Origin of the sequence: Streptomyces sp. S3(2020), from assembly GCF_013044505.1 — a bacterium.
Lineage (GTDB): Bacteria > Actinomycetota > Actinomycetes > Streptomycetales > Streptomycetaceae > Streptomyces.
In genome coordinates, this window is sequence record NZ_JABERD010000054.1 from 1 (window position 1) to 21,173 (window position 21,173).

The 21,173-nt window shown below is 70.0% G+C and carries 21 protein-coding genes; 8 read left to right on the top strand and 13 right to left on the bottom strand.

Annotation, left to right across the window (positions count from 1 at the left end; genetic code table 11):
- The 7 genes from HLK59_RS19095 to HLK59_RS19125 form a co-directional block, all read right to left on the bottom strand.
- Positions 1 to 872, bottom strand: an 872-nt coding sequence (locus tag HLK59_RS19095) for a HEAT repeat domain-containing protein (RefSeq protein ID WP_171142669.1), incomplete at its 3' end; no start/stop codon positions are given.
- A 3-nt stretch (positions 873 to 875) separates the two neighbouring features.
- Positions 876 to 1,547, bottom strand: coding sequence for a HEAT repeat domain-containing protein (locus HLK59_RS19100; RefSeq protein WP_171142715.1), 672 nt, complete (start codon positions 1,545 to 1,547; stop codon positions 876 to 878).
- Positions 1,548 to 1,704: 157 nt separating this feature from the next.
- Positions 1,705 to 2,325, bottom strand: coding sequence for an SUKH-4 family immunity protein (locus HLK59_RS19105; RefSeq protein ID WP_240982508.1), 621 nt, complete (start codon positions 2,323 to 2,325; stop codon positions 1,705 to 1,707).
- On the bottom strand, positions 2,303 to 3,166 hold the full coding sequence (locus HLK59_RS19110; RefSeq protein ID WP_171142670.1) for a hypothetical protein: 864 nt from the start codon (positions 3,164 to 3,166) through the stop codon (positions 2,303 to 2,305). The genes HLK59_RS19105 and HLK59_RS19110 overlap by 23 nt, the downstream gene beginning before the upstream one ends.
- A 155-nt stretch (positions 3,167 to 3,321) precedes the next feature.
- Entirely contained in the window at positions 3,322 to 3,915 is a 594-nt protein-coding gene (locus HLK59_RS19115) for a DUF4291 domain-containing protein (RefSeq protein ID WP_171142671.1), read from the bottom strand.
- 95 nt (positions 3,916 to 4,010) lie between these two features.
- Positions 4,011 to 4,424, bottom strand: a complete 414-nt coding sequence (locus HLK59_RS19120) for a hypothetical protein (RefSeq protein WP_171142672.1) — start codon at positions 4,422 to 4,424, stop codon at positions 4,011 to 4,013.
- An 8-nt stretch (positions 4,425 to 4,432) separates the two neighbouring features.
- Entirely contained in the window at positions 4,433 to 5,551 is a 1,119-nt protein-coding gene (locus HLK59_RS19125) for a hypothetical protein (RefSeq protein WP_171142673.1), read from the bottom strand.
- 184 nt (positions 5,552 to 5,735) lie between these two features.
- Between HLK59_RS19125 and HLK59_RS19130 the strand changes: the two genes are divergently transcribed.
- Positions 5,736 to 6,890 carry a cystathionine gamma-synthase gene (locus tag HLK59_RS19130; protein WP_171142674.1) on the top strand — a complete coding sequence of 385 codons (1,155 nt, stop codon included), beginning with the start codon at positions 5,736 to 5,738 and terminating at the stop codon, positions 6,888 to 6,890.
- 12 nt (positions 6,891 to 6,902) lie between these two features.
- Here HLK59_RS19130 and HLK59_RS19135 read toward each other — a convergent pair whose 3' ends face one another.
- From HLK59_RS19135 to HLK59_RS19145, 3 genes are all read right to left on the bottom strand, one after another.
- Positions 6,903 to 7,151 carry a hypothetical protein gene (locus HLK59_RS19135; protein WP_171142675.1) on the bottom strand — a complete coding sequence of 83 codons (249 nt, stop codon included), beginning with the start codon at positions 7,149 to 7,151 and terminating at the stop codon, positions 6,903 to 6,905.
- Positions 7,148 to 7,651: a sigma factor-like helix-turn-helix DNA-binding protein gene (locus tag HLK59_RS19140; RefSeq protein ID WP_171142676.1), complete on the bottom strand. Its 504-nt coding sequence runs from the start codon at positions 7,649 to 7,651 to the stop codon at positions 7,148 to 7,150. The genes HLK59_RS19135 and HLK59_RS19140 overlap by 4 nt, the downstream gene beginning before the upstream one ends.
- A gap of 204 nt (positions 7,652 to 7,855) precedes the next feature.
- Positions 7,856 to 8,362 (bottom strand): MarR family transcriptional regulator, encoded by a 507-nt coding sequence (locus tag HLK59_RS19145; protein WP_171142677.1) that lies wholly within the window; start codon positions 8,360 to 8,362, stop codon positions 7,856 to 7,858.
- 163 nt (positions 8,363 to 8,525) lie between these two features.
- Here HLK59_RS19145 and ilvA point away from each other — a divergent pair, with 163 nt between their 5' ends.
- From ilvA to HLK59_RS19160, 3 genes are all read left to right on the top strand, one after another.
- The gene (ilvA, locus tag HLK59_RS19150) at positions 8,526 to 9,764 is read left to right on the top strand and encodes a threonine ammonia-lyase (RefSeq protein ID WP_171142678.1); all 1,239 of its coding nucleotides are present in this window, start codon (positions 8,526 to 8,528) and stop codon (positions 9,762 to 9,764) included.
- Between the two features lie 194 nt (positions 9,765 to 9,958).
- Positions 9,959 to 10,972 carry an ATP-binding cassette domain-containing protein gene (locus tag HLK59_RS19155; protein ID WP_171142679.1) on the top strand — a complete coding sequence of 338 codons (1,014 nt, stop codon included), beginning with the start codon at positions 9,959 to 9,961 and terminating at the stop codon, positions 10,970 to 10,972.
- Positions 10,969 to 11,814 carry an ABC transporter permease gene (locus HLK59_RS19160; protein WP_171142680.1) on the top strand — a complete coding sequence of 282 codons (846 nt, stop codon included), beginning with the start codon at positions 10,969 to 10,971 and terminating at the stop codon, positions 11,812 to 11,814. Before HLK59_RS19155 ends, HLK59_RS19160 begins: the two co-directional genes overlap by 4 nt.
- A 60-nt stretch (positions 11,815 to 11,874) precedes the next feature.
- Here the strand turns inward: HLK59_RS19160 and greA are convergent, their stop codons facing one another.
- Both greA and HLK59_RS19170 read right to left on the bottom strand, forming a co-directional pair.
- Positions 11,875 to 12,375 carry a transcription elongation factor GreA gene (greA, locus tag HLK59_RS19165; RefSeq protein ID WP_171142681.1) on the bottom strand — a complete coding sequence of 167 codons (501 nt, stop codon included), beginning with the start codon at positions 12,373 to 12,375 and terminating at the stop codon, positions 11,875 to 11,877.
- Positions 12,376 to 12,553: 178 nt separating this feature from the next.
- Positions 12,554 to 12,952, bottom strand: coding sequence for a DUF4307 domain-containing protein (locus HLK59_RS19170; RefSeq protein ID WP_171142682.1), 399 nt, complete (start codon positions 12,950 to 12,952; stop codon positions 12,554 to 12,556).
- Positions 12,953 to 13,102: 150 nt separating this feature from the next.
- Here HLK59_RS19170 and mca point away from each other — a divergent pair, with 150 nt between their 5' ends.
- Both mca and HLK59_RS19180 read left to right on the top strand, forming a co-directional pair.
- Complete coding sequence (gene mca, locus HLK59_RS19175; protein ID WP_171142717.1) at positions 13,103 to 13,963, top strand: mycothiol conjugate amidase Mca; 861 nt, start codon at positions 13,103 to 13,105, stop codon at positions 13,961 to 13,963.
- Positions 13,956 to 14,210, top strand: a complete 255-nt coding sequence (locus HLK59_RS19180; protein ID WP_171142683.1) for a hypothetical protein — start codon at positions 13,956 to 13,958, stop codon at positions 14,208 to 14,210. Before mca ends, HLK59_RS19180 begins: the two co-directional genes overlap by 8 nt.
- A gap of 51 nt (positions 14,211 to 14,261) precedes the next feature.
- On the opposite strand, the gene HLK59_RS19185 is transcribed toward HLK59_RS19180, so the two are convergent.
- Positions 14,262 to 17,465, bottom strand: a complete 3,204-nt coding sequence (locus HLK59_RS19185) for a tetratricopeptide repeat protein (RefSeq protein WP_171142684.1) — start codon at positions 17,463 to 17,465, stop codon at positions 14,262 to 14,264.
- A gap of 197 nt (positions 17,466 to 17,662) precedes the next feature.
- Here HLK59_RS19185 and HLK59_RS19190 point away from each other — a divergent pair, with 197 nt between their 5' ends.
- Complete coding sequence (locus HLK59_RS19190) at positions 17,663 to 18,979, top strand: recombinase family protein (protein ID WP_171142685.1); 1,317 nt, start codon at positions 17,663 to 17,665, stop codon at positions 18,977 to 18,979.
- Positions 18,957 to 20,990, top strand: a complete 2,034-nt coding sequence (locus HLK59_RS19195; RefSeq protein ID WP_171142686.1) for a thioredoxin domain-containing protein — start codon at positions 18,957 to 18,959, stop codon at positions 20,988 to 20,990. Before HLK59_RS19190 ends, HLK59_RS19195 begins: the two co-directional genes overlap by 23 nt.
- The last annotated feature ends 183 nt before the right edge of the window (positions 20,991 to 21,173 follow it).

Sequence of the window (21,173 nt, forward strand, 5' to 3'; positions counted from 1 at the left end):
GTGTCGGGGGTGTCGGGGGTTCGGGGGGCATGGTGAGAGAGGCGGTCGACGAGTCTGGTGGCGATCCGGTCCGCCGTCGTGGTGTCGGTCGCCAGCATGCTCAGCGCGTCGGCGGCCTCGGTGTCGTTCCGGCCCTCCACGATCAGGTCGACCAGGGCCGGGACCGCCTCGGCAACGCCCCGCGTCCCGAGCGCCAGAGCCGCATGGCCACGGACCACGGCGTCGCGGTTCGCGAGGGCGTCCCGCAGCCGGGCGGTGGCCTCCTCGCCGGGCAGCTCGGCGAGGGACCGGACGGCACGTTCCCGCACCGCGGCCACCGGTGAGCCGAGGGCCTGGGCCAGCAGGGCCGTGGCGCCGTCGCCCGATCGCGCCAGCGCCCAGCGAAGGGCTCCGGCGACGTTCGGCTCCGTCTCCCTCAGTACCGCCTCGACCAGGGCCTCCAACGGAATCTCGGCGGCCGAGGAAAGGGCCGCGCGCTGGCGGGCGGCGGCGCTCTTCGACCCCAGCGCCTGGAGGGACACGACGACCTGGAGGACGTCCTCCCAGCCGGCGGGCTCGGCGGCATCGATCCGGCGGAGCCGCGTCAGCAGCTCGGTCTCGGCCGCGATGCGTTCGCGCGTCTGGCGGATGAGGTCGTCGACGAGCGCGGAGGGCGTGAAACCGGGATCGTCCAGCGCGCGCCCGATCTCACGCAGAGACAGCCCCAGCGACCGCAGGCTCTCGATGTGGAAGATCCGCCGGATGTCGTCGCCGGAGTACTCCCGGTAGCCGGAGCCCGTCCGGCCCGAGGGCCGCAACAGGCCGAGCGACTCGTAATGCCTGAGCATGCGGGCGCTGACTCCGGAGCGTCGCGCCACCTCACCGATCAACACGCCTTATTGTCCCGCCGGGCCGGACCCGCCGAGGGCCACCACACGCTTCGCCTCCTCGATCGCGGACTCGAAACCGGCGTCCGGGTCGCGCAGCAGCCGTTCCGTGGCGAGGGCGTGCGTGCGCACCCGCCGGTCAGCGGCCGTCGTCGCGGCCCGCAGAGCGGGCAGTACGACCTCACCCAGCGCGACCAGCGCCCGGCTGAGACTCAGCTGCGTCTCGCGCCCACCGCGCCCGAGCTGTGTCACCAGCACGGCGGCCAACCCGGACTCCTCGCCGTCCGGCACCAGCACGACCGCGGCCCGCCAGGCACTGCGGGCGACCTCGTCGTCGGCGTCGCACAGGAGCTCCCGCGTGATCGCCGGCCACGCCTGCCGGTCCCCGATCTTGGACATTGTGTGCAACGCCTGACTCCGCGCCTGCGCACGCTCCGAACGCACTTCCCGCAGCAGCCCGGGAAGCGTCACGGACACCGGGTGCCGGGCGAGCGCCCACGTCAGCATGTCGCGGACGAAGAACTCGGGCTCGATCGCGCACCGCTCGATCAGCTTGTCGACGAAGCGCGCCTCCGGCGCCGTCCCCATCACCAGTGCCGCCCGCAGCCGCACGGACGCCCGACCGTCCTCCAGATGCCGAAGCGCTCCCAGCGCATCCGTCCCCTGCCCCGCCATGGTCACCGAGACCACCTCCTCGGCCACCAGTGAAGGCCTTGCCACGGTGTCAAGGTCAAAGCCCGAGCGGTCGACTTCCCGCCCTCAACGGTCTTGGGGCCGGGGTGATCGGCCAGGCGTCCCTGCTCACTCCGGATACGCGGGGCGCGTCAGCGGGCCGAGATCAGTAGAGCCACCGATCCAGAAGCCCGGGCCAGAGAAACCCCTCGTAGCCCTTGAAGGCAGCGGGGTCGATCTCCTTCAGCTCCTCGGCCAGTCGGTTCAGCTCGGCGAGAGCCTGCTCTTCTTCCTCCTCCGAGAGGTACTCCTCGGGGTCGTCCGGCTCGCTGAGAACCGCTGAGGCGGTGACGCGGCTGCCGTAGCGGTGAAGGACGTCGAGCCACACATCGACACCCGAGTCGGCGAACCATGCCTCCCCGTCCGGCATGACGAAGTAGACCGCCCCGGTCTCAGGCTCGACGCCGAACGATGACCGCTCGGCCGGCTCATCGAGGTCCGCCTGCTCGGTGAGCCGGTAGAGCGGGCCACGGGACGTGAGCAGGACCGGATCGACCTCGCTCTGGATCACGACCCGCTCGATGACACGCGGAGCCACCGGAATGCCCACGTTGACGAGCTGCACCTTCATGAAGTCCGGGATCCGCCAGCCGGCCACAACGTCCTCTCTGGCTTGCGTGACATGACTGAGACCGGCCCACTCGGTCAGGTCGTCGAACGTCGTCATAGAGCGATCCTCTTCGGTCGGCCGGGACAGCCCTTGGTCATGCGGACTGCGGCTGCCCATCAGACGCGATGGTGTTGCGGAGTGCCTCGACGGCACCATCGGCTTCCGTCAGGGACGTGGAGATCACCTCCCCGATCACCAGTGCCTGAACGATCACATCGTTCGCCTGACGGGCGCGAGCCATACCCATGATGATCAAGAGGGTCGACACGGCGAAGGCAAGAAGGAACAAGGGGGTTGCCCGTGCGGAGAGGGCAACAGCCAAGACGGCCACGCCGGCGCCGACATTGACGCGTAGGTCGGCCTCCGCCATCAGTCTGTCGTGATCGGCGTAGAGGGTTGAGTTCTTGGCATGGAGGCGTGTGCCCAACTGGCCAAGTTCCTCCAGGACATAGCGCAGGAGGATCCTCTCAGCGACATCACGATGCCGCTCCGACCTGTGGGACTCGAGCCACAGCAGGAGAGGGTTCGTACTCACGTGGGTTTGCAGATCCGCCCAAGCCTGTTGTGTCAGCAGTCCGGTGTCTGCGAAGGCTGGATAGCCGGCTGCAACCGTTGCCGATCGATACCGCATGAGGACAGGGCGCCCCTGAACGACGGGCCATCGGTCAGGGAGCACGTTGCCCGGCTCCCAGGCGTCGTTCGTCGGTTCACGAAGTAGTTGGTTCGCGGAGATGCTCACCACGCTCCCCACGATGTACGCCGTGAAGACGAGAGCGGCTCCAACCCCTGGTCTGCCGACCAGTTCCGCCAGGCCGTAAACCCTGCCGGTGAAGCCAGTGGCCTCGGCACGGCTCGGGAACCGATCGCCGAGGGTGACCCACAGCGTGAGCAGCCAGAGCACACCCGTGGCCAGAGGCGTGCGCAGTTCTCGGAAGCCGGGAAGTATCTGTGTGAGCACGCCCCCCTTGGACCAGGCATCTCGCAGACGCCCAGGATCCATCGTCAGGCCATCGCCGTCACGTGTTCCTGGGTTGTCTTTACCTTCTGCCGTGGCAGTGGGCCGAGCAGAGCGAGGGTGCCCGACGGCGCCCGGAACCTAGGGGAAGTGGCCCGTCATCCGCGCAGGTGCGCAAGAAGCTCGTCTCCAACGGTGTACGCGCGTTCCTCGGGCAGCAGCCGGGCGGCGGAGTCCAGGTCACCACCGCTGACGAGCGCGTGTATCTCGTGGGCGAGTGGGGTCATGTCGCGGATGGCGACCGTCCATTCGTCCGCATACCGTCGGACAGCCTCACCGGAGAGCCCGAGTTGCAGGGAACGGTAGGGCAGCGGCCGCAGATGCAGATCCCGCTCGGGGTCCCACTGCACGCGAGCAGGCGCACGCTTCAACTGACGCTGCCAAGCGGCCCGGTCGGGGTGGACCCCGTGCGTATAGCTCGACAGACACGCGTGCCGCAACGCCCACTCGAAGCCGTCACGGTCGATCTCGACAGCGAGAACGGTCTCCTGCCCCTCCTTCGTGGCCCAGCCGCAGCGGTACATCATCCACAGAAAGCTGGGCTTGATCCACGTCATCCTGTCCCGCTTCCACACGGCGGGGAAACGCCCGTCGCGGGCGGCCGGCAGACCGATTTCCGGGGAGTACGCCTGGTAGACGGTGACCGTGGATTGCGAGTGGGCCGCACGGATCCTGTGTTGCGGTTCTTCCATGGCGTACAGCGTGGGGTCGGCCGGTTCAGGCGGCCACCGATTTTCGCCCGCCGCTCGCCGCGCCGCCACCAACTCGCACGCGGTGTAGGTGTGGATCAGCCCACGACTGTTCCGGAATCCGAGAGGTCAGCGAGCAGGGCGCGCAACGGAGCGGTGTCCGGCGTGTCCGCGACGGCCGCGTCCACGGCGCTGTCCATGCCCTCCTCCCACGACTCGGGGAGGACCAGACCGGGCTGACCCGACCAGGCGATGTCCGGTTCGGCGCGGCCGGATTCGGTGAGGCGCAGGTGGATCATGCCCGCGAGAGCGTCGAAGACCCTGGGCCGGATGAAGTTGCGTGCGGACGCCCCGGTCAGCCGCGCCGCCTGATCCGGCTTGGGCAGGCGGTCGGCGACCTCCGTCCACAGCAGGCCGCGGTCGAACGTGTCGAGCAGGTCGACCGGCTCTCGCCTCCTCGCCGGTCCCTCCCGTCGTGGACGGAAGCGGTGCCGTGCCCGACGGCCCGGCACCGTATTCCTCAGTGCGGCAGTGTCGCCGGGCTGCCGCCGTTCGCCTCGTAGCCCGCCACCGCCAGTGCCCGGTAGACGGCGAACTCGGCCGCCGGGTCGGGCGAGAGGGTCCATGGCAGGGCGCCCACGTGGCCGTCGATGTGGATGAGCTGGTTCATGGCCTCCTGCCAGCGCTCGCCGCGGACCAGGAAGAAGACCAGCATGTGCCGCACATGCGCCAGCATCGGATCGTCCGCTCGGGCCGAGTGCACGGCGTGCAGCGCCCCGTGCATCGCCTTGGTGACGGTCTCGCTCTGGTAGAAGCCGCTGACCAGGTTCACCTCGGGCAGGTGCTCGAAGACCGCGAACAGGGGCATGCCGGCGAGGAGCGAGCCCTGCGGGGCGCGGGCCGCGGCCGCCTCCGCGAAGGACATCGCCAGCTCACGCGAGCCGTGCCACTTCTCGCACCAGTAGTGGAGCGCCGCCAGATGCGCGCCCATGTGCGTCGGGGCACGGTCCAGGATCTTCAGCCACAGCTGCTCGAACTCCGCCCGCGGATACGCGAGGCCACGGGCCACCGACAGCTCGACGATGTACGGGATCGGGTCACCGGGCGCCAGCAGCGCCGCCTCGCCGCACGCCGCCCTCGCCTCCTCCATGATGATCCGGAACGAGTCCGTGCCGGGCGTCGCCGTCCGCCACGCCTGCTGCACCAGGAACTCCGCGTGGATGGCCGCACCACCCGCGTCCTTGGGCTGCTCCGTCCGCCACACCCGCAGCCACTGGCCGCCCGGCGACTCGCTCACCCCGCCCGGCCGCTGCGCCAGCTCCAGGGAGGCCGCGCCCGCGAAGGCCTGCACCCGCTGCCAGCGCAGCTCACCCGCCGCCTCGGTGCCCGCCAGCAGCTGGGAGGCCGCCCGGTAGTCCTGCGTGCGCTGCACCAGGTCCAGGACGTCCAGCAGGTCCTGGTCGGGGCCGGGCATACGGACGTCCAGCTCCTCCTGCCGTACGAAGCCGTAGTCCGCGGGGTCCGCGGCGTCCGGGTGGCCCGGCGGGACCTGCTCGATCATGCCCCGGCGGCGCCGCAAGAACGGCAGCAGCACGAAGCCGAGCATGACCAGCGCCATCAGGACCCAGAGAATTTCCATGCCTCAAGCGTTCCAGACACCGCCGACAATTGGCCAACCCGATCCCGGGCCTGTGGAAAACCTCCCGCCCCGACTCCGCACGCCTGGGGACAAACCTCCCGTCCTCGCGCCGCGGCCTGGGGAAAACCCTTCTCCAGCCTCGCTGGGCGACGCCTGCCCCGCGAGCGGACTACCCTCGGTGCCCATGAGCGACAGGCACATCAGTCAGCACTTCGAGACGCTTGCCATCCACGCGGGCAACACGGCGGACCCCCTCACCGGTGCGGTCGTCCCGCCGATCTACCAGGTCTCGACCTACAAGCAGGACGGCGTCGGCGGTCTGCGCGGCGGCTACGAGTACAGCCGCAGCGCCAACCCGACCCGCACCGCCCTGGAGGAGAACCTCGCCGCCCTCGAGGGCGGCCGACGGGGCCTCGCGTTCGCGTCCGGACTGGCGGCCGAGGACTGCCTGTTGCGTACGCTGCTCAGCCCCGGCGACCACGTGGTCATCCCCAACGACGCCTACGGCGGCACGTTCCGGCTCTTCGCGAAGGTCGTCGCCCGCTGGGGCGTCGAGTGGTCGGTCGCCGACACCAGTGACCCGGCCGCCGTACGGGCCGCCATCACCCCGAAGACCAAGGCCGTATGGGTGGAGACCCCCTCCAACCCGCTGCTCGGCATCACCGACATCGCCGCCGTCGCGCAGATCGCCCGGGACGCCGGCGCGAAACTCGTCGTCGACAACACCTTCGCCACGCCGTACCTCCAGCAGCCGCTGTCGCTCGGCGCCGACGTCGTCGTGCACTCCCTGACCAAGTACATGGGCGGCCACTCGGACGTCGTCGGCGGCGCCCTGATCACCGCCGACGAGGCGCTCGGTGAGGAACTGGCGTACCACCAGAACGCGATGGGCGCGGTCGCCGGGCCCTTCGACTCCTGGCTGGTGCTGCGCGGCGCCAAGACGCTGTCGGTGCGGATGGACCGGCACAGCGAGAACGCGACCAAGGTCGCCGACATGCTGACCCGCCACGCGCGCGTGACGAAGGTGCTCTACCCGGGTCTGGAGGACCACCCCGGGCACGAGATCGCCGCCAAGCAGATGCGGTCCTTCGGCGGCATGGTCTCCTTCCAGGTCGCGGGCGGCGAGGAGGCGGCCGTCGAGGTCTGCAACCGCGCCAAGGTGTTCACGCTGGGCGAGTCCCTGGGCGGCGTGGAGTCCCTGATCGAGCACCCCGGCCGTATGACGCACGCGTCGGTCGTCGGCTCGGCCCTGGAGGTCCCCGCCGACCTCGTACGCCTCTCGGTGGGCATCGAGAACGTCGACGACCTGCTGGAGGACCTCCAGCAGGCGCTGGGCTAGTCGCCCGAAGGCTCACCAGCCGGTCAGCGGTGGAGTCGTCTCCGACGGCGGCTCCACCCACGGGCGGACCATCATCGCCCAGACCACGAACGCCACGCCGGCCGTGAACATCAGGAACCACATCAGCCGTAGCGCCGCCCGCCTGCGCCGCAGCATGCGGCTGCCGCGGCGCACCACCTCGTCGTGGAGCTCCGGTGGTACGGAGGACGGCGCCTGATCCATGATCCGCCGTACGGCGGCCTCGCGCTCCGGCCGGTTCACGACGCCACCACCTTCGCGCCTCCCACCGCGGGGGCGGGCCCCCGAGGCGGGTGCAGCAGCGTCGCTGTCGCGCGGTCGCAGATCGCGCGGACGCGTTCCGTGGCCAGTCCCAGCAGGGCGGCCGTCTGCTCCTCGGCGACACCTTCGTAGAGCCGCAGGACGAGGACGAGGCGCTCCTGCGGGGCCAGCGCGGCCAACGGGCTCGACGGGTGCGGCCGGGCGCCGCCCAGACCGCCGTACTGGTGCCAGGCACCGCGGGCGAAGCGGGTGGCCAGGTACTGGCGGGTGCGGTCGTACGGGTCCTCGCCGCGCAGTCCGTCCCAGCACGCGTACGTGTGGGCGAGCGCCAGCGTCAGCAGGCGCCGCGCGCGTGGGTTGTCGTCCGGCGCCTCCGCCGTCAGCAGCGTCGCGGCATGCAGCAGCCGCCCGGCGGCGCCCGCGACGAACGCCTTGAACTCCCGGGCCCGGCGGGCGTCTTGGGACGCATGCCGTCGTCGCACCGCGCCTCCCGCCTGAGGGCGACCTATGAGGGAACCGGGGGCCCGCACCGCGTACGGATACGCAACCGTGTACGAGTTAGGGACCCGATCTCATATGAGGCCAGGGGTGGCCTTTCGGTCAAGAGCCGCGCACTCGTCGAGAGCCGGGCAGTGTGAGAGCCGCGCACCCTGAGAGCGGTCGTGCCACGCGCGCGTGAAGGATGCTCAGGACGCCGACGGCGCGTCCGCGCCCGGCAGACCCTGGGCCGCCATCCGGGAGGAGAGCGCGGTGTTGAAGCGCGTGAGGAGCGTGCAGAACGCCTCGCGCTCCTCCGGTGCCCAGTCGTGTGTCAGCTCGGCCATCAACTGACGTCGGGAGGAGCGCACTTCCTCCAGCCGCGACAGCCCACGCGGGGACAGCTGGAGCACCACCGCGCGGCCGTCCTCCGGGTGGGAGGTGCGCTTGACGAGCCCGGTGTCCACGAGCGGAGCCACCTGACGGGTGACCGTCGACGAGTCGATGCCCATGCTCGCCGCGAGCGCCTTGACGCCCATCGGGCCTTCCTTGTCGAGGCGGTTGAGCAGCAGATACGCGGCGCGGTCCATGGAGTTGCGCACCTGCCCGACCCCGCCGAGCCGGGTCTGTTCGGCACGCCGGGCGAAGACCGCCACTTCGTGCTGCAGCGTGTCGAGGAGACCGGTGTCACCGACGGTCGTCATGTCCATCGACATTTCAGGTGTTGTGGGCATGGCCGGGGGCTCACTTCAGATAAGGGGTGCTGGGTTGGGGGACAGGGTACGCGGCCGGAAGGCGGGCCGTACCGGCGCTGCGGAAACCGGTCTCGGAGGTTGGTCACAGCGGCCGCTCGCGCCTGTGAACTGCGATGCTTGTGTCATGAGCTATGGCACGGCTGACTCCTTGCACTATCTGCGGCCCGTCACTCTCGACGATGTGCGCGGCGCCCAGAAGATGCTCATGGGGGTGGCGCGGGTGACCGCGATGGAGGGCAGCCGGCACCTGTCCCAGCTGGTGGGCTCACCGGTGCACTTCAAGTGCGAGAACCTCCAGCGCACGGGCTCGTTCAAGCTGCGCGGCGCATACGTCAGGATCGCCGGGCTGCTGCCCGAGGAGCGGGCCGCCGGGGTCGTCGCCGCGAGCGCCGGCAACCACGCGCAGGGCGTCGCGCTGGCGTCGTCCCTGCTCGGCGTGCGTTCCACGGTGTTCATGCCGAACGGCGCCCCGCTGCCGAAGATCAGCGCCACCCGGGAGTACGGCGCCGAGGTCCGGCTGCACGGGCAGGTGGTCGACGAGACCCTGGCCGCCGCGCGGGAGTACGCGGAGCGGACCGGCGCGGTGTTCATCCACCCCTTCGACCATCCCGACATCATCGCCGGTCAGGGCACGGTCGGCCTGGAGATCCTGGAGCAGTGCCCGGAGGTGCGCACGATCGTCCTCGGCATCGGCGGCGGCGGTCTCGCGGCCGGGGTCGCGGTCGCGGTGAAGTCGATCAGGCCCGATGTGCGGATCGTCGGCGTCCAGGCGGCGGGCGCCGCCGCGTACCCGCCCTCGCTGGCGGCCGGGCGACCGGTGTCCATCGAGAACCCGGCGACGATGGCCGACGGCATGAAGGTCGGTCGGCCCGGCGATGTGCCGTTCGAAATCATCGGCGAGCTGGTCGACGAAGTGCGTACGGTGTCGGAGGACGAGCTGTCCGCCGCGCTGCTGCTGAGTCTGGAGCGGGCCAAGCTGGTCGTCGAGCCCGCCGGGGCGAGCCCGGTCGCGGGGCTGTTGAGCGATCCGGGTGCCTTCGAGGGGCCGGTCGTGGCGGTGCTGTCCGGCGGCAATGTCGACCCGGTGCTCCTGCAACGCGTACTGCGCCACGGGATGTCCGCGCAGGGCCGCTACCTGGCCGTACGGCTCAGGCTGACGGACCGGCCGGGCGCCCTGGCGACGCTTCTCGGGGTGTTGTCAGTGGTGGACGCTAACGTCCTCGATGTGAGTCACGTACGGACCGACCCACGGCTCGGGCTCACGGAGGCGGAGGTGGAGCTGCATCTGGAGACGAAGGGTCCGGAGCACTGCGCCGAGGTCGGCCATGCCCTGCGGAACGCGGGCTACACGGTCATCGACTGAGCCGCCGGAGCACCGAACTCCCAGCTCAGGAGCTTCTCCATCACTCGTTCGGGTAAGTCCGTTGAGGGACGCGATACATCGCGTTATGGTGTGTCTCACGGCCGGATCGCCGCCGTCGCTCCGCCACCCATCAGGCGGAACGAAACGTACAAAACTAGGCTTTTCGAAGAATCCCCGACGACGTGGAGACTCATATGCCAGGCGCCATCTATGCCGAAGGTCTGGTGAAGACCTTCGGCGACGTAAGGGCTCTGGACGGCGTCGACCTCGACGTGCCGGAGGGCACCGTCCTGGGCCTGCTCGGGCCGAACGGCGCGGGCAAGACGACCACCGTCCGCTGTCTGACGACCCTGCTGCGACCCGACAGCGGCAAGGCGGTCGTCGCGGGCCTCGACGTGCTCAAGCACCCCAACGAGGTGCGGCGCTCGATCGGTCTGTCCGGCCAGTTCGCGGCGGTCGACGAGTATCTGACCGGCCGCGAGAACCTCCAGATGGTCGGCCAGCTCTACCAGATGAAGGCCAAGGACGCGAAGGTCCGGGCCGGCGAGCTGCTCGAACAGTTCAACCTCGCGGACGCCGCCGACCGCCCCGCGAAGACCTACTCCGGAGGCATGCGCCGCCGCCTCGACCTCGCGGCCGCCCTCGTCGTCTCCCCGCCCGTGATGTTCATGGACGAACCGACGACCGGCCTCGACCCACGCAACCGCCAGCAGCTGTGGGAGGTCATCAAACAGCTCGTCTCCGGCGGTACGACCCTGCTGCTCACCACGCAGTACCTGGAGGAGGCCGACCACCTCGCACACGACATCGCGGTCGTCGACCACGGCCGTGTCATCGCCCGCGGCACCTCCGACCAGCTCAAGGCCCGCACCGGCGGCGAGCGCGTCGAGGTCGTGGTGCACGAGCGCGAGCACATCCCGACCGCCCGGGAAGTCCTCGCCGGGTTCGGCAAGGGCGACACCACCGTCGAGGAGCACACCCGCAAGCTCACCGTGCCCGTCACCGGCGGCGCGAAGCTCCTCGCCGAGGTCATCCGCGAACTCGACGTGCGCGGCATCGAGATAGACGACATCGGCCTGCGCCGCCCCACCCTCGACGACGTCTTCCTCTCCCTGACCGGCCACCACGCCGAGGCCGAGGACGCCAAAGAGGCCAAAGACGCCGAGGGCGCCAAGGATCGCCGCCACAAGAAGGAGGCCGGCCAGTGAGCGCCGTCACCGACGCCGTACGCGTCACGCCCGCCACGAACCCGATCAGCCAGTCCATCCGGGACTCGCTGGTCGTCGCGAAACGCAACCTGATCCGTATGTCCCGGATCCCCGAGATGGTCATCTTCGGGCTCATCCAGCCGATCATGTTCGTGGTGCTGTTCAGCTACGTGTTCGGCGGCTCCATGAACATCGGCGGCACCACGGACCCCTCGGTCTACCGAGAGTTCCTGATGGCCGGCATCTTCGCCCAGACCGTCACCTTCGCCACCGCGGGCGCGGGCGCCGGAATCGCCGACGACATGCACAAGGGGCTCATCGACCGCTTCCGCTCGCTGCCCATGGCGCGCGGCGCGGTGCTCACCGGGCGGACCCTCGCCGACCTGGTGCAGACGGCACTCACGCTGTTCGTGCTGGCGATGGTCGCCCTGCTGGTCGGCTGGCGCACCCACACCAGCATCGGTGAGGTGCTCGGCGCCTTCGGTCTGCTGCTTCTGCTCGGGTACGCCTTCACCTGGGTCGGCGCCCTGATCGGACTCTCCGTGCGGACCCCGGAGGCGGCCACCTCGGGCGGGCTGATCTGGCTCTTCCCGGTCACCTTCGTGTCGAACGCGTTCGTGGACTCCAGCCAGATGACGCCCTGGCTGCGTCATGTCGCCGACTGGAACCCCTTCAGCGCCACGGTCCAGGCCTCCCGCGAGCTCTTCGGCAACCCCGGGGTCTCGACGTCCGACGCCTGGCCCATGCAGCACCCGGTGTGGGCGTCGCTGATCTACTCGATCCTGATCGTCGTCGTCTTCAGGACGCTGGCGGTGCGGAAGTACCGGTCCGCGACCGCATGACGAGACCCCCGGCGCCGGTAAGGCGCCGGGGGTCTGTCGGGGCGATGCGGGGGAAGGGGATCAGGCCCTGTAGGGCTCGGCCTTGAGGATCTTCACGGAGGCCTTCCTGCCGTTCGGCAGCTCGTACTCCGCATCCTCGCCGACCTTGTGGCCGAGCACGCCGGAGCCCAGCGGGGACTGCGGCGAGTAGGTCTCGATGTCGGAGCTGGCGTACTCGCGGGAGGCGAGCAGGAAGGTCGTCGTGTCGTCCTCGTCGCCGTCGAAGGCGATCGTCACGACCATGCCGGGCGCCACCGCGCCGTCGGTGGACGTCGGGGCCTCGCCGACCTTGGCCTTCTCCAGGAGCTGGGTCAGCTGGCGGATGCGGAGCTCCTGCTTGCCCTGCTCTTCCTTGGCCGCGTGGTACCCGCCGTTCTCGCGCAGGTCGCCCTCCTCGCGCGCGGCCGCGATCTTCGCGGTGACTTCCTCGCGCGCGGGACCAGACAGGTACGCCAGCTCTTCCTTGAGCTTGGTGTACGCCTCCTGCGTAAGCCAGGTGACGTCTTCGCTGGTCTGGGTCACAGGTGCTCCTCGTAGGTACTGGGAATACAAAGCATCGCCCTACCCAGAAGAATGTTCCTTCACGGATGGGCGAAACCACGAGCCTAACAATTCAGCGGCCCGAGGGGGAGGACATAAGCCGTCAGAATCACGTCAACGCAGGTCAGCGTGTACGTAATGCGGGCTGTGCAGGTCGGAGTCAGTCGGCGTGACAGCCGAGGAGCTCCGCGGTCGTGCCCGGTGACGTCGTGCGCAGTGTGACGAGCCTGTCGATACGGGTGGCGTCCCCGTCGAAGCGGAAGTCGGCCCGGCCGACCTCGGCACCGCTCTCCGCCTGGGAACGCACGGTGCAGTAGCCGCTCGCGCCGGCGTCCTTGCGGACCTCCAGATGCACCTTCACGGCGTCCTGCTCCTGCTCGAAGCTGATCACCTCGGCGCTGATCTTGTTCTGGCCGACGTAGTAGTAGGCGAAATAACCCACCAGCGCGAGCAATAGCGCCCCGAGTACGGCACCGGCGATCTTGAGCTTGTGGTCGGCGCGCTCGTCCGAGGAGCGGCCGTAACGGCCCTCGGGCAGTCGCGTGCTCGCCGTACTCATGATCGTCCTCTCGGCAGGAAGCCGGACCGAAGCCGGACCCCGGAATTATTCGTCCCCCGATTCGGTCACTATAGAAGCCCCGATCGCCCCGGTTGACACCAGGGGCGCCGACTTACCGAGGATTGAGTCTTGACTGACCAGCTGCGACTGATGGCCGTCCACGCCCACCCCGACGACGAGTCGAGCAAGGGCGCGGCCACCATGGCGAAGTACGTGTCCGAGGGGGTGGACGTGCTGGTCGTGACCTGCACGGGTGGGGAGCGCGGCTCCATCCTCAATCCGAAGCTGCAGGGCGACAAGTACATCGAGGAGCACATCCACGAGGTACGCAAGAAGGAGATGGACGAGGCCCGCGAGATCCTCGGCGTGGGGCAGGAGTGGCTCGGTTTCGTCGACTCCGGTCTGCCCGAGGGCGACCCGCTGCCCCCGCTCCCCGAGGGCTGCTTCGCCCTGGAGGACGTCGACAAGGCGGCCGGCGAGCTGGTGCGGAAGATCCGCTCGTTCCGTCCGCAGGTGATCACGACGTACGACGAGAACGGCGGCTACCCGCACCCCGACCACATCATGACCCACAAGATCTCGATGGTGGCGTTCGAGGGTGCGGCGGACGCCGAGAAGTACCCCGAGGGGGAGTTCGGCCCGGCGTACCAGCCGCAGAAGCTCTACTACAACCAGGGCTTCAACCGGCAGCGCACCGAGGCGCTGCACAACGCGATGCTGGAGCGCGGCCTGGAGTCGCCCTACGGAGAGTGGCTCAAGCGCTGGAGCGAGATCGAGCGCACCGAGCGCACGCTGACCACGCACATCCCCTGCGCCGACTTCTTCGAGATCCGTGACAAGGCGCTGATCGCGCACGCCACGCAGATCGACCCCGACGGCGGCTGGTTCCGGGTTCCGATGGAGGTCCAGAAGGAGGTCTGGCCGACGGAGGAGTACGAGCTCGCGAAGTCCCTCGTCGATACCTCCCTCCCCGAGGACGACCTCTTCGCGGGCATCCGGGACAATGCCTGACATGAGCGCAAGCGTGAGCCTGGCAATGACCCACTTCGCGACCTTCGCCAAGGAGGTCGACGAGGACAAGGTCACCCCCGGCGTCCTCGGTTTCATCGTCTTCGCGGCGATGGCCCTGGCCGTGTGGGTCCTGATGAAGTCGATGAGCAAGCACATGGGCAAGGTCGACTTCCAGGAGTCCCCGGAGACGGAGCCCACCACGGCCGACGCGAAGGCCACCGGCCGGGCGGAACCGCAGAAGGGCTGACCCACCGCACTCCCGGTGACCGGGAGTGCGGGACCCGGCGGAACGCGGACCTCAGCCCCGTACCGAAGCCACCGGCACCCCCATCACCTCCCGGGCGTGGCGGTTGGGGACCATGCCCAGGCGCCAGGCCTGCCAGCCGGCCTCCAGGTTCACGCCGCGTTCCAGGAGCAGTTGGTACGCCTCGACGTAGTCGTCGAGTTTCTCGTCCCGGAGCGGATGGCCGGTCCGGCCCAGTTGGGACAGGTCCTCCTGGGCCACCGCGGTGCCGACCTCGACGCCGCCCGGTGCCGCGTACGGCAGCAGGGTGCAGCGCAGGAAGCGGGCCCAGTCCTCGCCGCGGCGGTCTCCGTACGAGGTGAAGAGGCCGATCGCGTCGTCGCACAGGGTCAGTGCCTGCTGGGTGCGGGTGTTGCCGGCGTCGACCACGGCCAGCTCCAGACACGTCCAGGCCTCGCCGTGGGCGACGCCGATGCGCTGGAAGTCCGCGCGCGCGTCGACCAGGAGCTGGCGCGCGAAGCCCGAGTTGCGCAGGGAGCCCGTCTGCGAGGCCCGCTGGTCACGGGTCACCCGGGCCGAGTGGTGCCGGGCGCAGGCCAGGCCGTACACGTCCCGCATCCGGGAGAACATGGTCCTCGACCGCTCCAGCTCCCGTACCGCCAGGTCGAGGTTGCCCGTCTCCTCCAGCGCCTGGCCCAGGTAGTACACCGTCCACGCCTCGCCGCGGGCGTCCTCGTTGTCGCGGTGCCGGGACGCCGCCTGGCGCAGGCCGTCCACCGCGGGGGAGGGGTCGCCGGCGACCAGCCGGGCGCGGGCCAGCTGGGTCAGGGCCCACGCCTCACCACGGGTGTCGCGGGTGCGGCCGTACAGATCCAGGGCCGTGCGCAGCTCGGTCTCCGCGCGCGGGACGTCGCCCATGCGCAGGCCCAGCTGCCCGAGCTGGAAGTGGGCCCAGGCCTCGCCGTGCACGGACTCGCCCGCGCGGTGCAGGACCAGGGACCGGGTGAGGAGGTCCATGGCCTCCGCCACCCTCGCCCGGTCGCGTTCCACCGCCGCCAGCGCGTGCATGGTCCAGGCGCGGTCGGTGGCCAGTTCGGGGGCCGCCTGGAGGTCCAGGGCCTCGTGGAGCTTGGTCGCGGCCTCCGTCAGATTGCCCTGGTGGTGGAGGGTGATGCCGAGGGAGCACAGGGCGCGGGCCGCGCCCGCGTCGTGATGGGCCTCCATGTAGAGGTCGACCACCGAGGTCAGGGTCGTACGGGCCTTGTCCAGCTCACCGAGCTGGCGGGCCGCGATGCCGGTGCGCCACTGGACCGACCTCAGCAGCAGGCCTTGGTCCACCGCCTGCGCCAGTTCGCTGATCTCGCCCAGGCGGTAGAGGTCACCGCGGAGCAGGCAGTAGTCGCACAGGGCGCCCAGGAGGTTGAGCACCGCGCCCTGGTTCACGCCCTCCGCGTGCCGCAGGGTCGAGGTGATGAAGCTCGACTCGTCGTCCAGCCAGCGCAGCGCCTCGTCCAGGGAGGTGAAGCCGTGCGGACTGAAGCGGTCCGAGCGGGTCGACATGTTGCCGTCGACCAGGCGCAGGACCGAGTCGGCCAGCTCGGCGTAGTTCACGATGAGACGTTCCTGCGCGGAGTTGCGCTCCGCCGGTTCCTCCTCGTCCAGGAGGCGGGCCTGGGAGAAGGCGCGGACGAGGTCGTGCAGGCGGTAGCGGTCCCCGCGGACATGGTCGATCAGGCCCGCCCGGGACAGCGCGACCAACTGGCGGGTGGCCTCGGCCTGGTCGGTGGCCAGGAGCGCCGCGGCCGCCGCCGCGCCCAGGGACGCCCGGCCGGCGAGGGCCAGGCGCCGCAGGAGACGGCGAGCCGTGTCCGACTGGTCGGTGTAACGCAGCCACAGCACCCGCTCGACCGGCTCCACCGGACCGTACGCCCCCAGATCCGAGGCGAGCACGCGCGGTGAGCGCGGGCCGAGGGACGAACCCGCGACCCGCAGCGCCAGCGGCAGGCCGCCGCACAGCTCCCGTATCCGCTCGGACGCATCGGCGTCGTACGGGCCCGACGCGTCCTGCGCCGCCGCCCCGAGCAGTTCCTCCGCGCCCGCCGCGTCCAGCGCCTCGACCGGCAACTGGTGCACCCACGCGGGCAGATCGGCGGGCAGGTCCAGAGAGGTGCGGGCGGTGACCAGCACCAGGCTGTCGGAGCGCTCGGGGACCAGGGTGCGGACCTGTTCGGGGTCCGAGGCGTCGTCCAGGACGATCGTCACCGGCAGCCCCGTCAGGTGCTGGTGGTACAACTCGCCCAGCCGCTTGACCTGTTGGTCCGGTGAGGAGCGCTCACGGAAGAGGAGCTGCTCGCGGGGCGCGCCCAGCCGGTTGAGCAGATGCAGCAGGGCGTCCCGCGTCGACAGCGGCGGTTCCTCCGGGCTGTCGCCGCGCAGGTCCACGACGCAGGCGCCGCGGAAGTAGTCCTTCAGGTCGTGGGCCGCATGGAGCGCGAGGGCGGTGCGGCCGCTGCCGGACGAGCCGTGCAGCACGACCACCGTCGGCCGGGTCTCCGTGCTGGCCCGGGCCGCCTGCACCCACTGCCGGATCCGCCCCATCTCCTGCCGCCGGCCCGCGAACGCGGCCACCGGCTCGGGGAGTTGACCGAACGACTGCTGGAGCAGGTTCCGGCCGCGCGCCGCCGCGCTCTTGTCGGCGCCCTTCAGCCGCGGCCCGGTCTTCTTCGGCCCCGTCGAGGCGCTCAGCACCCGCTGCTGGTCGAGGAACGGGCGGATGCCGCGTACCTCCAGCGCCGTCAGCCACGCCAGCCGCAACTGCTCGGGCCCGCCCGGCTGTCCCACCGCGCCCGCCTGATGATGCGCGGCCGGCAGATGCGCGCCGGCGACCTTCACCACGGTCGCCGCGGCGCCCACCACGCCGACGGCCGCGCCGGCACCGAGTGCCGTGCCCGCGCCGGTACCGAGCGCCAGGTCCGTGACGACGGCGGCGAGGGCGGCGACGCCCGCCACCATCAGCGGAGTTCCGCCGCCCTCCTTCGCGTACCGCTGTCCGAACGTGAGCTGGCCGGCCGCCGCCTCGTCCAGCGCGCGCGTGTAGGCCTCGTACTCCTCCGCGGAGCTCTGCGCCATGGCATCCAGTGCTCCCCGTCCTCGCGCCATCAGCACCGGCCCGTCGGTACGCCCGCCGGAGCGCCGCACCTCCTCCTCCACGGCCCGTGCCAACAGCCGCTCGGCGTCCACCCGATGGCTGTCCCGCATGTCACGTCCCCCTCCGGTGACAACTCCTTTGCCTATGAGTGTCCTTCGGGAGGGGCGTGAACGCGAGAGGGCCGCGATCAACGGATCCGGTGCGGTGACCTTGAGATCACTCGATCGTTTCTGTGACTGTCGGGCGAACTGTCGAATGGGGAGCTGTGAGCCAAGGGGCGGCGAACGAGCCGACGGAATGGATTCCGGTGGCGTCCTACGCTCGTACGTCGGAGGACTTCCGGCAGCGGGACGGACACGGGGTGCGCCACCAACTGCGGATCAATGAACGGACCGCCCACCAGCAGGGCTGCCGAATCGTCGCCGTGTACGTCGACAACGGCCGCAGTGCTTCCAAGGAGGGAGTGGTGAGACCCGGATTCGACCAATTGGTCGAGGACTTGGAGCGCGGGTGCACCACGGACGGCCAGGTTGTCGAGGGGGTCGTCTGTGTGGCGGACGACCGGCTGTATCGCCGAGCGGAGGACCTGGCGCGGTTCTTCAGCGCCCTGACCCGTCAGCCGGGACGTGTCCACATCGATCCGCGAGGTGTCCGGGACCCGTACTCGCAAGAGGGGCTGCTGCAAGCCGTGCGATCGCTGGAGGCGGCAGAGACCGAGACGCGGGTCAGGAGTCAGAGGCTGACGAACTGGCACTGGGCACGGGCCGCCGAAGGCGTTCCGCACAGTGGACCACGTCCCTTCGGGTGGAAGGACGACAGGATCACCGTGCACCCCGTCGAAGCGCCACTCGTCGAGAAGGCCATCGCCGACCGTACGGGCGGGCGAACGGTCAGTGCCATCGCACTTGAATGGTGCGCCCTCGGTGTGACTGGAACACGGGGTGGCGGGCCCAATCCGCAGACCGTCACACAGATCATGACCGCGCCCAGAGTGTGCGGCTATCGCGCCAACAGAGGTGAGCTTCTACTGGTGCCGGAAACAGGGCACCCGGTGCTCGGGCAGTGGCAACCGATCGTGACGCCGGACCAGTGGCAGGCGGTGTGTGCGACCTTCTCCCCAGGCAACCTCTACATGCACAGGGGTAGCGGAACTCCCAGACTCACCGAGACGAGGGCTGCTCCCCGTCATCTGGCCAGCGGCATCCTCAGGTGTGGAGCGAACCGGCAGGACGGCACGGTCTGCCGTGGCCGGTTGTGTGCTCAGAAGGGGAGAAGTCGGAGGAGTCCCTACGTCTACTCCTGTCGCGAATGCAGACGGTGCAGCATCAGTGGGCCGTTGGCCGACGAAGCGCTCGAGCGGCTCCTGTTCTCCGAAGCGGCGGGACAAGCGCAGCCGTCCGAGGCCGTTCGGCGTCGCTGGCACGCCGGGGAGATGGATCTCCAGGAGAAGCGAAAGATCATCGCGACGGTGTTCACCCGCTGTGATGTCCGGCCGGGTGTGAAGGGCGAGCCTTCCTGGGACTTCTCACGAGTCGAACCCGTGTGGTGTGGAGGGCATCTCCGTCCCCCAGTCAGTCCGGGCTCTCAGGCAGGATGGACCCATGCCGAACCGACTGGCCAATGAGACATCCCCGTACCTCCTCCAGCACGCCGACAACCCCGTCGACTGGTGGCCCTGGTCGGAAGCGGCCTTCGCGGAGGCGCGACGCCGAGATGTTCCGGTGCATCTGAGCGTCGGGTATTCCAGCTGCCACTGGTGCCATGTGCTGGCGCGGGAGAGTTTCGAGGACGAAGCAGTCGCCGCCTACATGAACGCCCACTTCGTCAACATCAAGGTCGACCGCGAGGAACGCCCCGACATCGACGCCGTCTACATGGAGGCCGTCCAGGCCGCCACCGGGCAGGGTGGCTGGCCCATGACCGTGTTCCTCACCGCGGACGCCGAACCCTTCTACTTCGGCACGTACTTCCCGCCCGAGCCCCGGCATGGCATGCCGTCCTTCCGGCAGGTTCTGGAAGGTGTGCACAGCGCCTGGAGCGACAAGCGCGGTGAGGTCGCCGAGGTGGCCGGGAAGATCGTGCGGGATCTCGCCGGACGGGAGATCGGCTACGGCGACGCCCAGGCACCCGGCGAGGAGGAGCTCGCCAAGGCGCTGCTCGGACTGACCCGGGAGTACGACCCGCAGCGCGGCGGATTCGGCGGGGCGCCCAAGTTCCCGCCGTCCATGGTCGTCGAGTTCCTGCTGCGGCATCACGCCCGCACCGGATCCGAGGGCGCGTTGCAGATGGCGCAGGACACCTGCGAGCGGATGGCCCGGGGCGGGATCTACGACCAGCTCGGGGGCGGGTTCGCCAGGTACTCCGTCGACCGAGAGTGGGTCGTGCCGCACTTCGAGAAGATGCTCTACGACAACGCCCTGCTCTGCCGCGTCTACGCCCACCTCTGGCGCACCACCGGCTCCGAACTGGCCCGCCGGGTGGCCCTGGAGACCGCCGACTTCATGGTGCGCGAACTGCGCACCCCGGAAGGGGGGTTCGCCTCCGCGCTCGATGCCGACAGTGAGGACGGCAGCGGCAGGCATGTCGAGGGGGCCTACTACGTCTGGACGCCCGAGCAGCTCACCGAGGTCCTCGGTGCCCAGGACGCCGAACTCGCCGCGCACTACTTCGGCGTCACCGAGGAGGGCACCTTCGAGGAAGGCGCCTCCGTCCTTCAACTCCCGCAGCATGAGGGTGTGTTCGACGCCGGGCAGATCGAGTCCGTCAAGGGGCGGCTGCTCGGGGCGCGGGCCCAGCGCCCCGCTCCCGGCCGGGACGACAAGGTCGTGGCCGCCTGGAACGGGCTCGCGATCGCCGCGCTCGCCGAGACCGGCGCGTACTTCGACCGGCCTGACCTCGTCGACGCCGCGGTCGGGGCCGCCGACCTCCTCGTACGGCTGCATCTCGACGAGCAGGCGCGGCTCTCGCGTACCAGCAAGGACGGTCATGTCGGGGCCAACGCGGGGGTGTTGGAGGACTACGCCGATGTCGCGGAAGGGTTCCTCGCCCTGGCCTCCGTCACCGGTGAAGGGGTCTGGCTGGAGTTCGCCGGCTTCCTGCTCGACCACGTCCTCGCACGGTTCGTGGACGCGGAGTCCGGTGCGCTGTTCGACACCGCCTCCGATGCCGAGCGGCTGATCCGGCGTCCGCAGGACCCCACCGACAACGCGGTCCCTTCGGGATGGACCGCCGCCGCGGGCGCCCTGCTGAGCTACGCCGCCCAGACCGGTGCCGCACCCCATCGCGCCGCCGCCGAGCGGGCCCTCGGGGTCGTCAAGGCGCTCGGGCCGCGGGTGCCGCGGTTCATCGGGTGGGGGCTCGCCGTCGCCGAGGCGCTGCTCGACGGGCCGCGGGAGGTCGCGGTCGTCGGGCCCGCGCTCGACGACCCGGGCACAAAGGTCTTGCACCGTACGGCACTTCTGGGCACCGCGCCCGGTGCCGTGGTCGCCGTCGGGGCGACGGGGAGTGACGAGTTGCCCCTGCTCGCCGACCGGCCCCTCGTCGGCGGTGAACCGACCGCGTACGTCTGCCGTAACTTCACCTGTGACGCCCCGACGACCGACCCGGACCGGCTGCGCGCCGCGCTGAGCGGCTGAAACGTCTTCACCCTGCCGTCATCCGGTGTTCGGATTCGCCCCTAAGTCACCACACTCCTCCGAAACATACTATTTATTGGAACAGATCCCACAGTTCACAGATCACCCATAACCTCTCCACAGTGATCACGGCGGATGTGACGGACCGTCGTGACAGGGGGTTTTCGGGATCTGGGGGGATCT

Bases quoted from the DNA above. Each gene is read 5' to 3' on its own strand.
- mca (WP_171142717.1), top strand. From the start codon at position 13,103: ATGGCCGTCCACGCCCACCCCGACGACGAGTCGAGCAAGGGCGCGGCC.
- HLK59_RS19125 (WP_171142673.1), bottom strand. From the start codon at position 5,551: ATGGAAATTCTCTGGGTCCTGATGGCGCTGGTCATGCTCGGCTTCGTG.
- HLK59_RS19180 (WP_171142683.1), top strand. From the start codon at position 13,956: ATGCCTGACATGAGCGCAAGCGTGAGCCTGGCAATGACCCACTTCGCG.
- HLK59_RS19105 (WP_240982508.1), bottom strand. From the start codon at position 2,325: ATGGGCAGCCGCAGTCCGCATGACCAAGGGCTGTCCCGGCCGACCGAA.
- ilvA (WP_171142678.1), top strand. From the start codon at position 8,526: ATGAGCTATGGCACGGCTGACTCCTTGCACTATCTGCGGCCCGTCACT.
- HLK59_RS19155 (WP_171142679.1), top strand. From the start codon at position 9,959: ATGCCAGGCGCCATCTATGCCGAAGGTCTGGTGAAGACCTTCGGCGAC.
- HLK59_RS19145 (WP_171142677.1), bottom strand. From the start codon at position 8,362: ATGTCGATGGACATGACGACCGTCGGTGACACCGGTCTCCTCGACACG.
- HLK59_RS19115 (WP_171142671.1), bottom strand. From the start codon at position 3,915: ATGGAAGAACCGCAACACAGGATCCGTGCGGCCCACTCGCAATCCACG.
- HLK59_RS19170 (WP_171142682.1), bottom strand. From the start codon at position 12,952: ATGAGTACGGCGAGCACGCGACTGCCCGAGGGCCGTTACGGCCGCTCC.
- HLK59_RS19130 (WP_171142674.1), top strand. From the start codon at position 5,736: ATGAGCGACAGGCACATCAGTCAGCACTTCGAGACGCTTGCCATCCAC.
- HLK59_RS19185 (WP_171142684.1), bottom strand. From the start codon at position 17,465: ATGCGGGACAGCCATCGGGTGGACGCCGAGCGGCTGTTGGCACGGGCC.
- HLK59_RS19195 (WP_171142686.1), top strand. From the start codon at position 18,957: ATGCCGAACCGACTGGCCAATGAGACATCCCCGTACCTCCTCCAGCAC.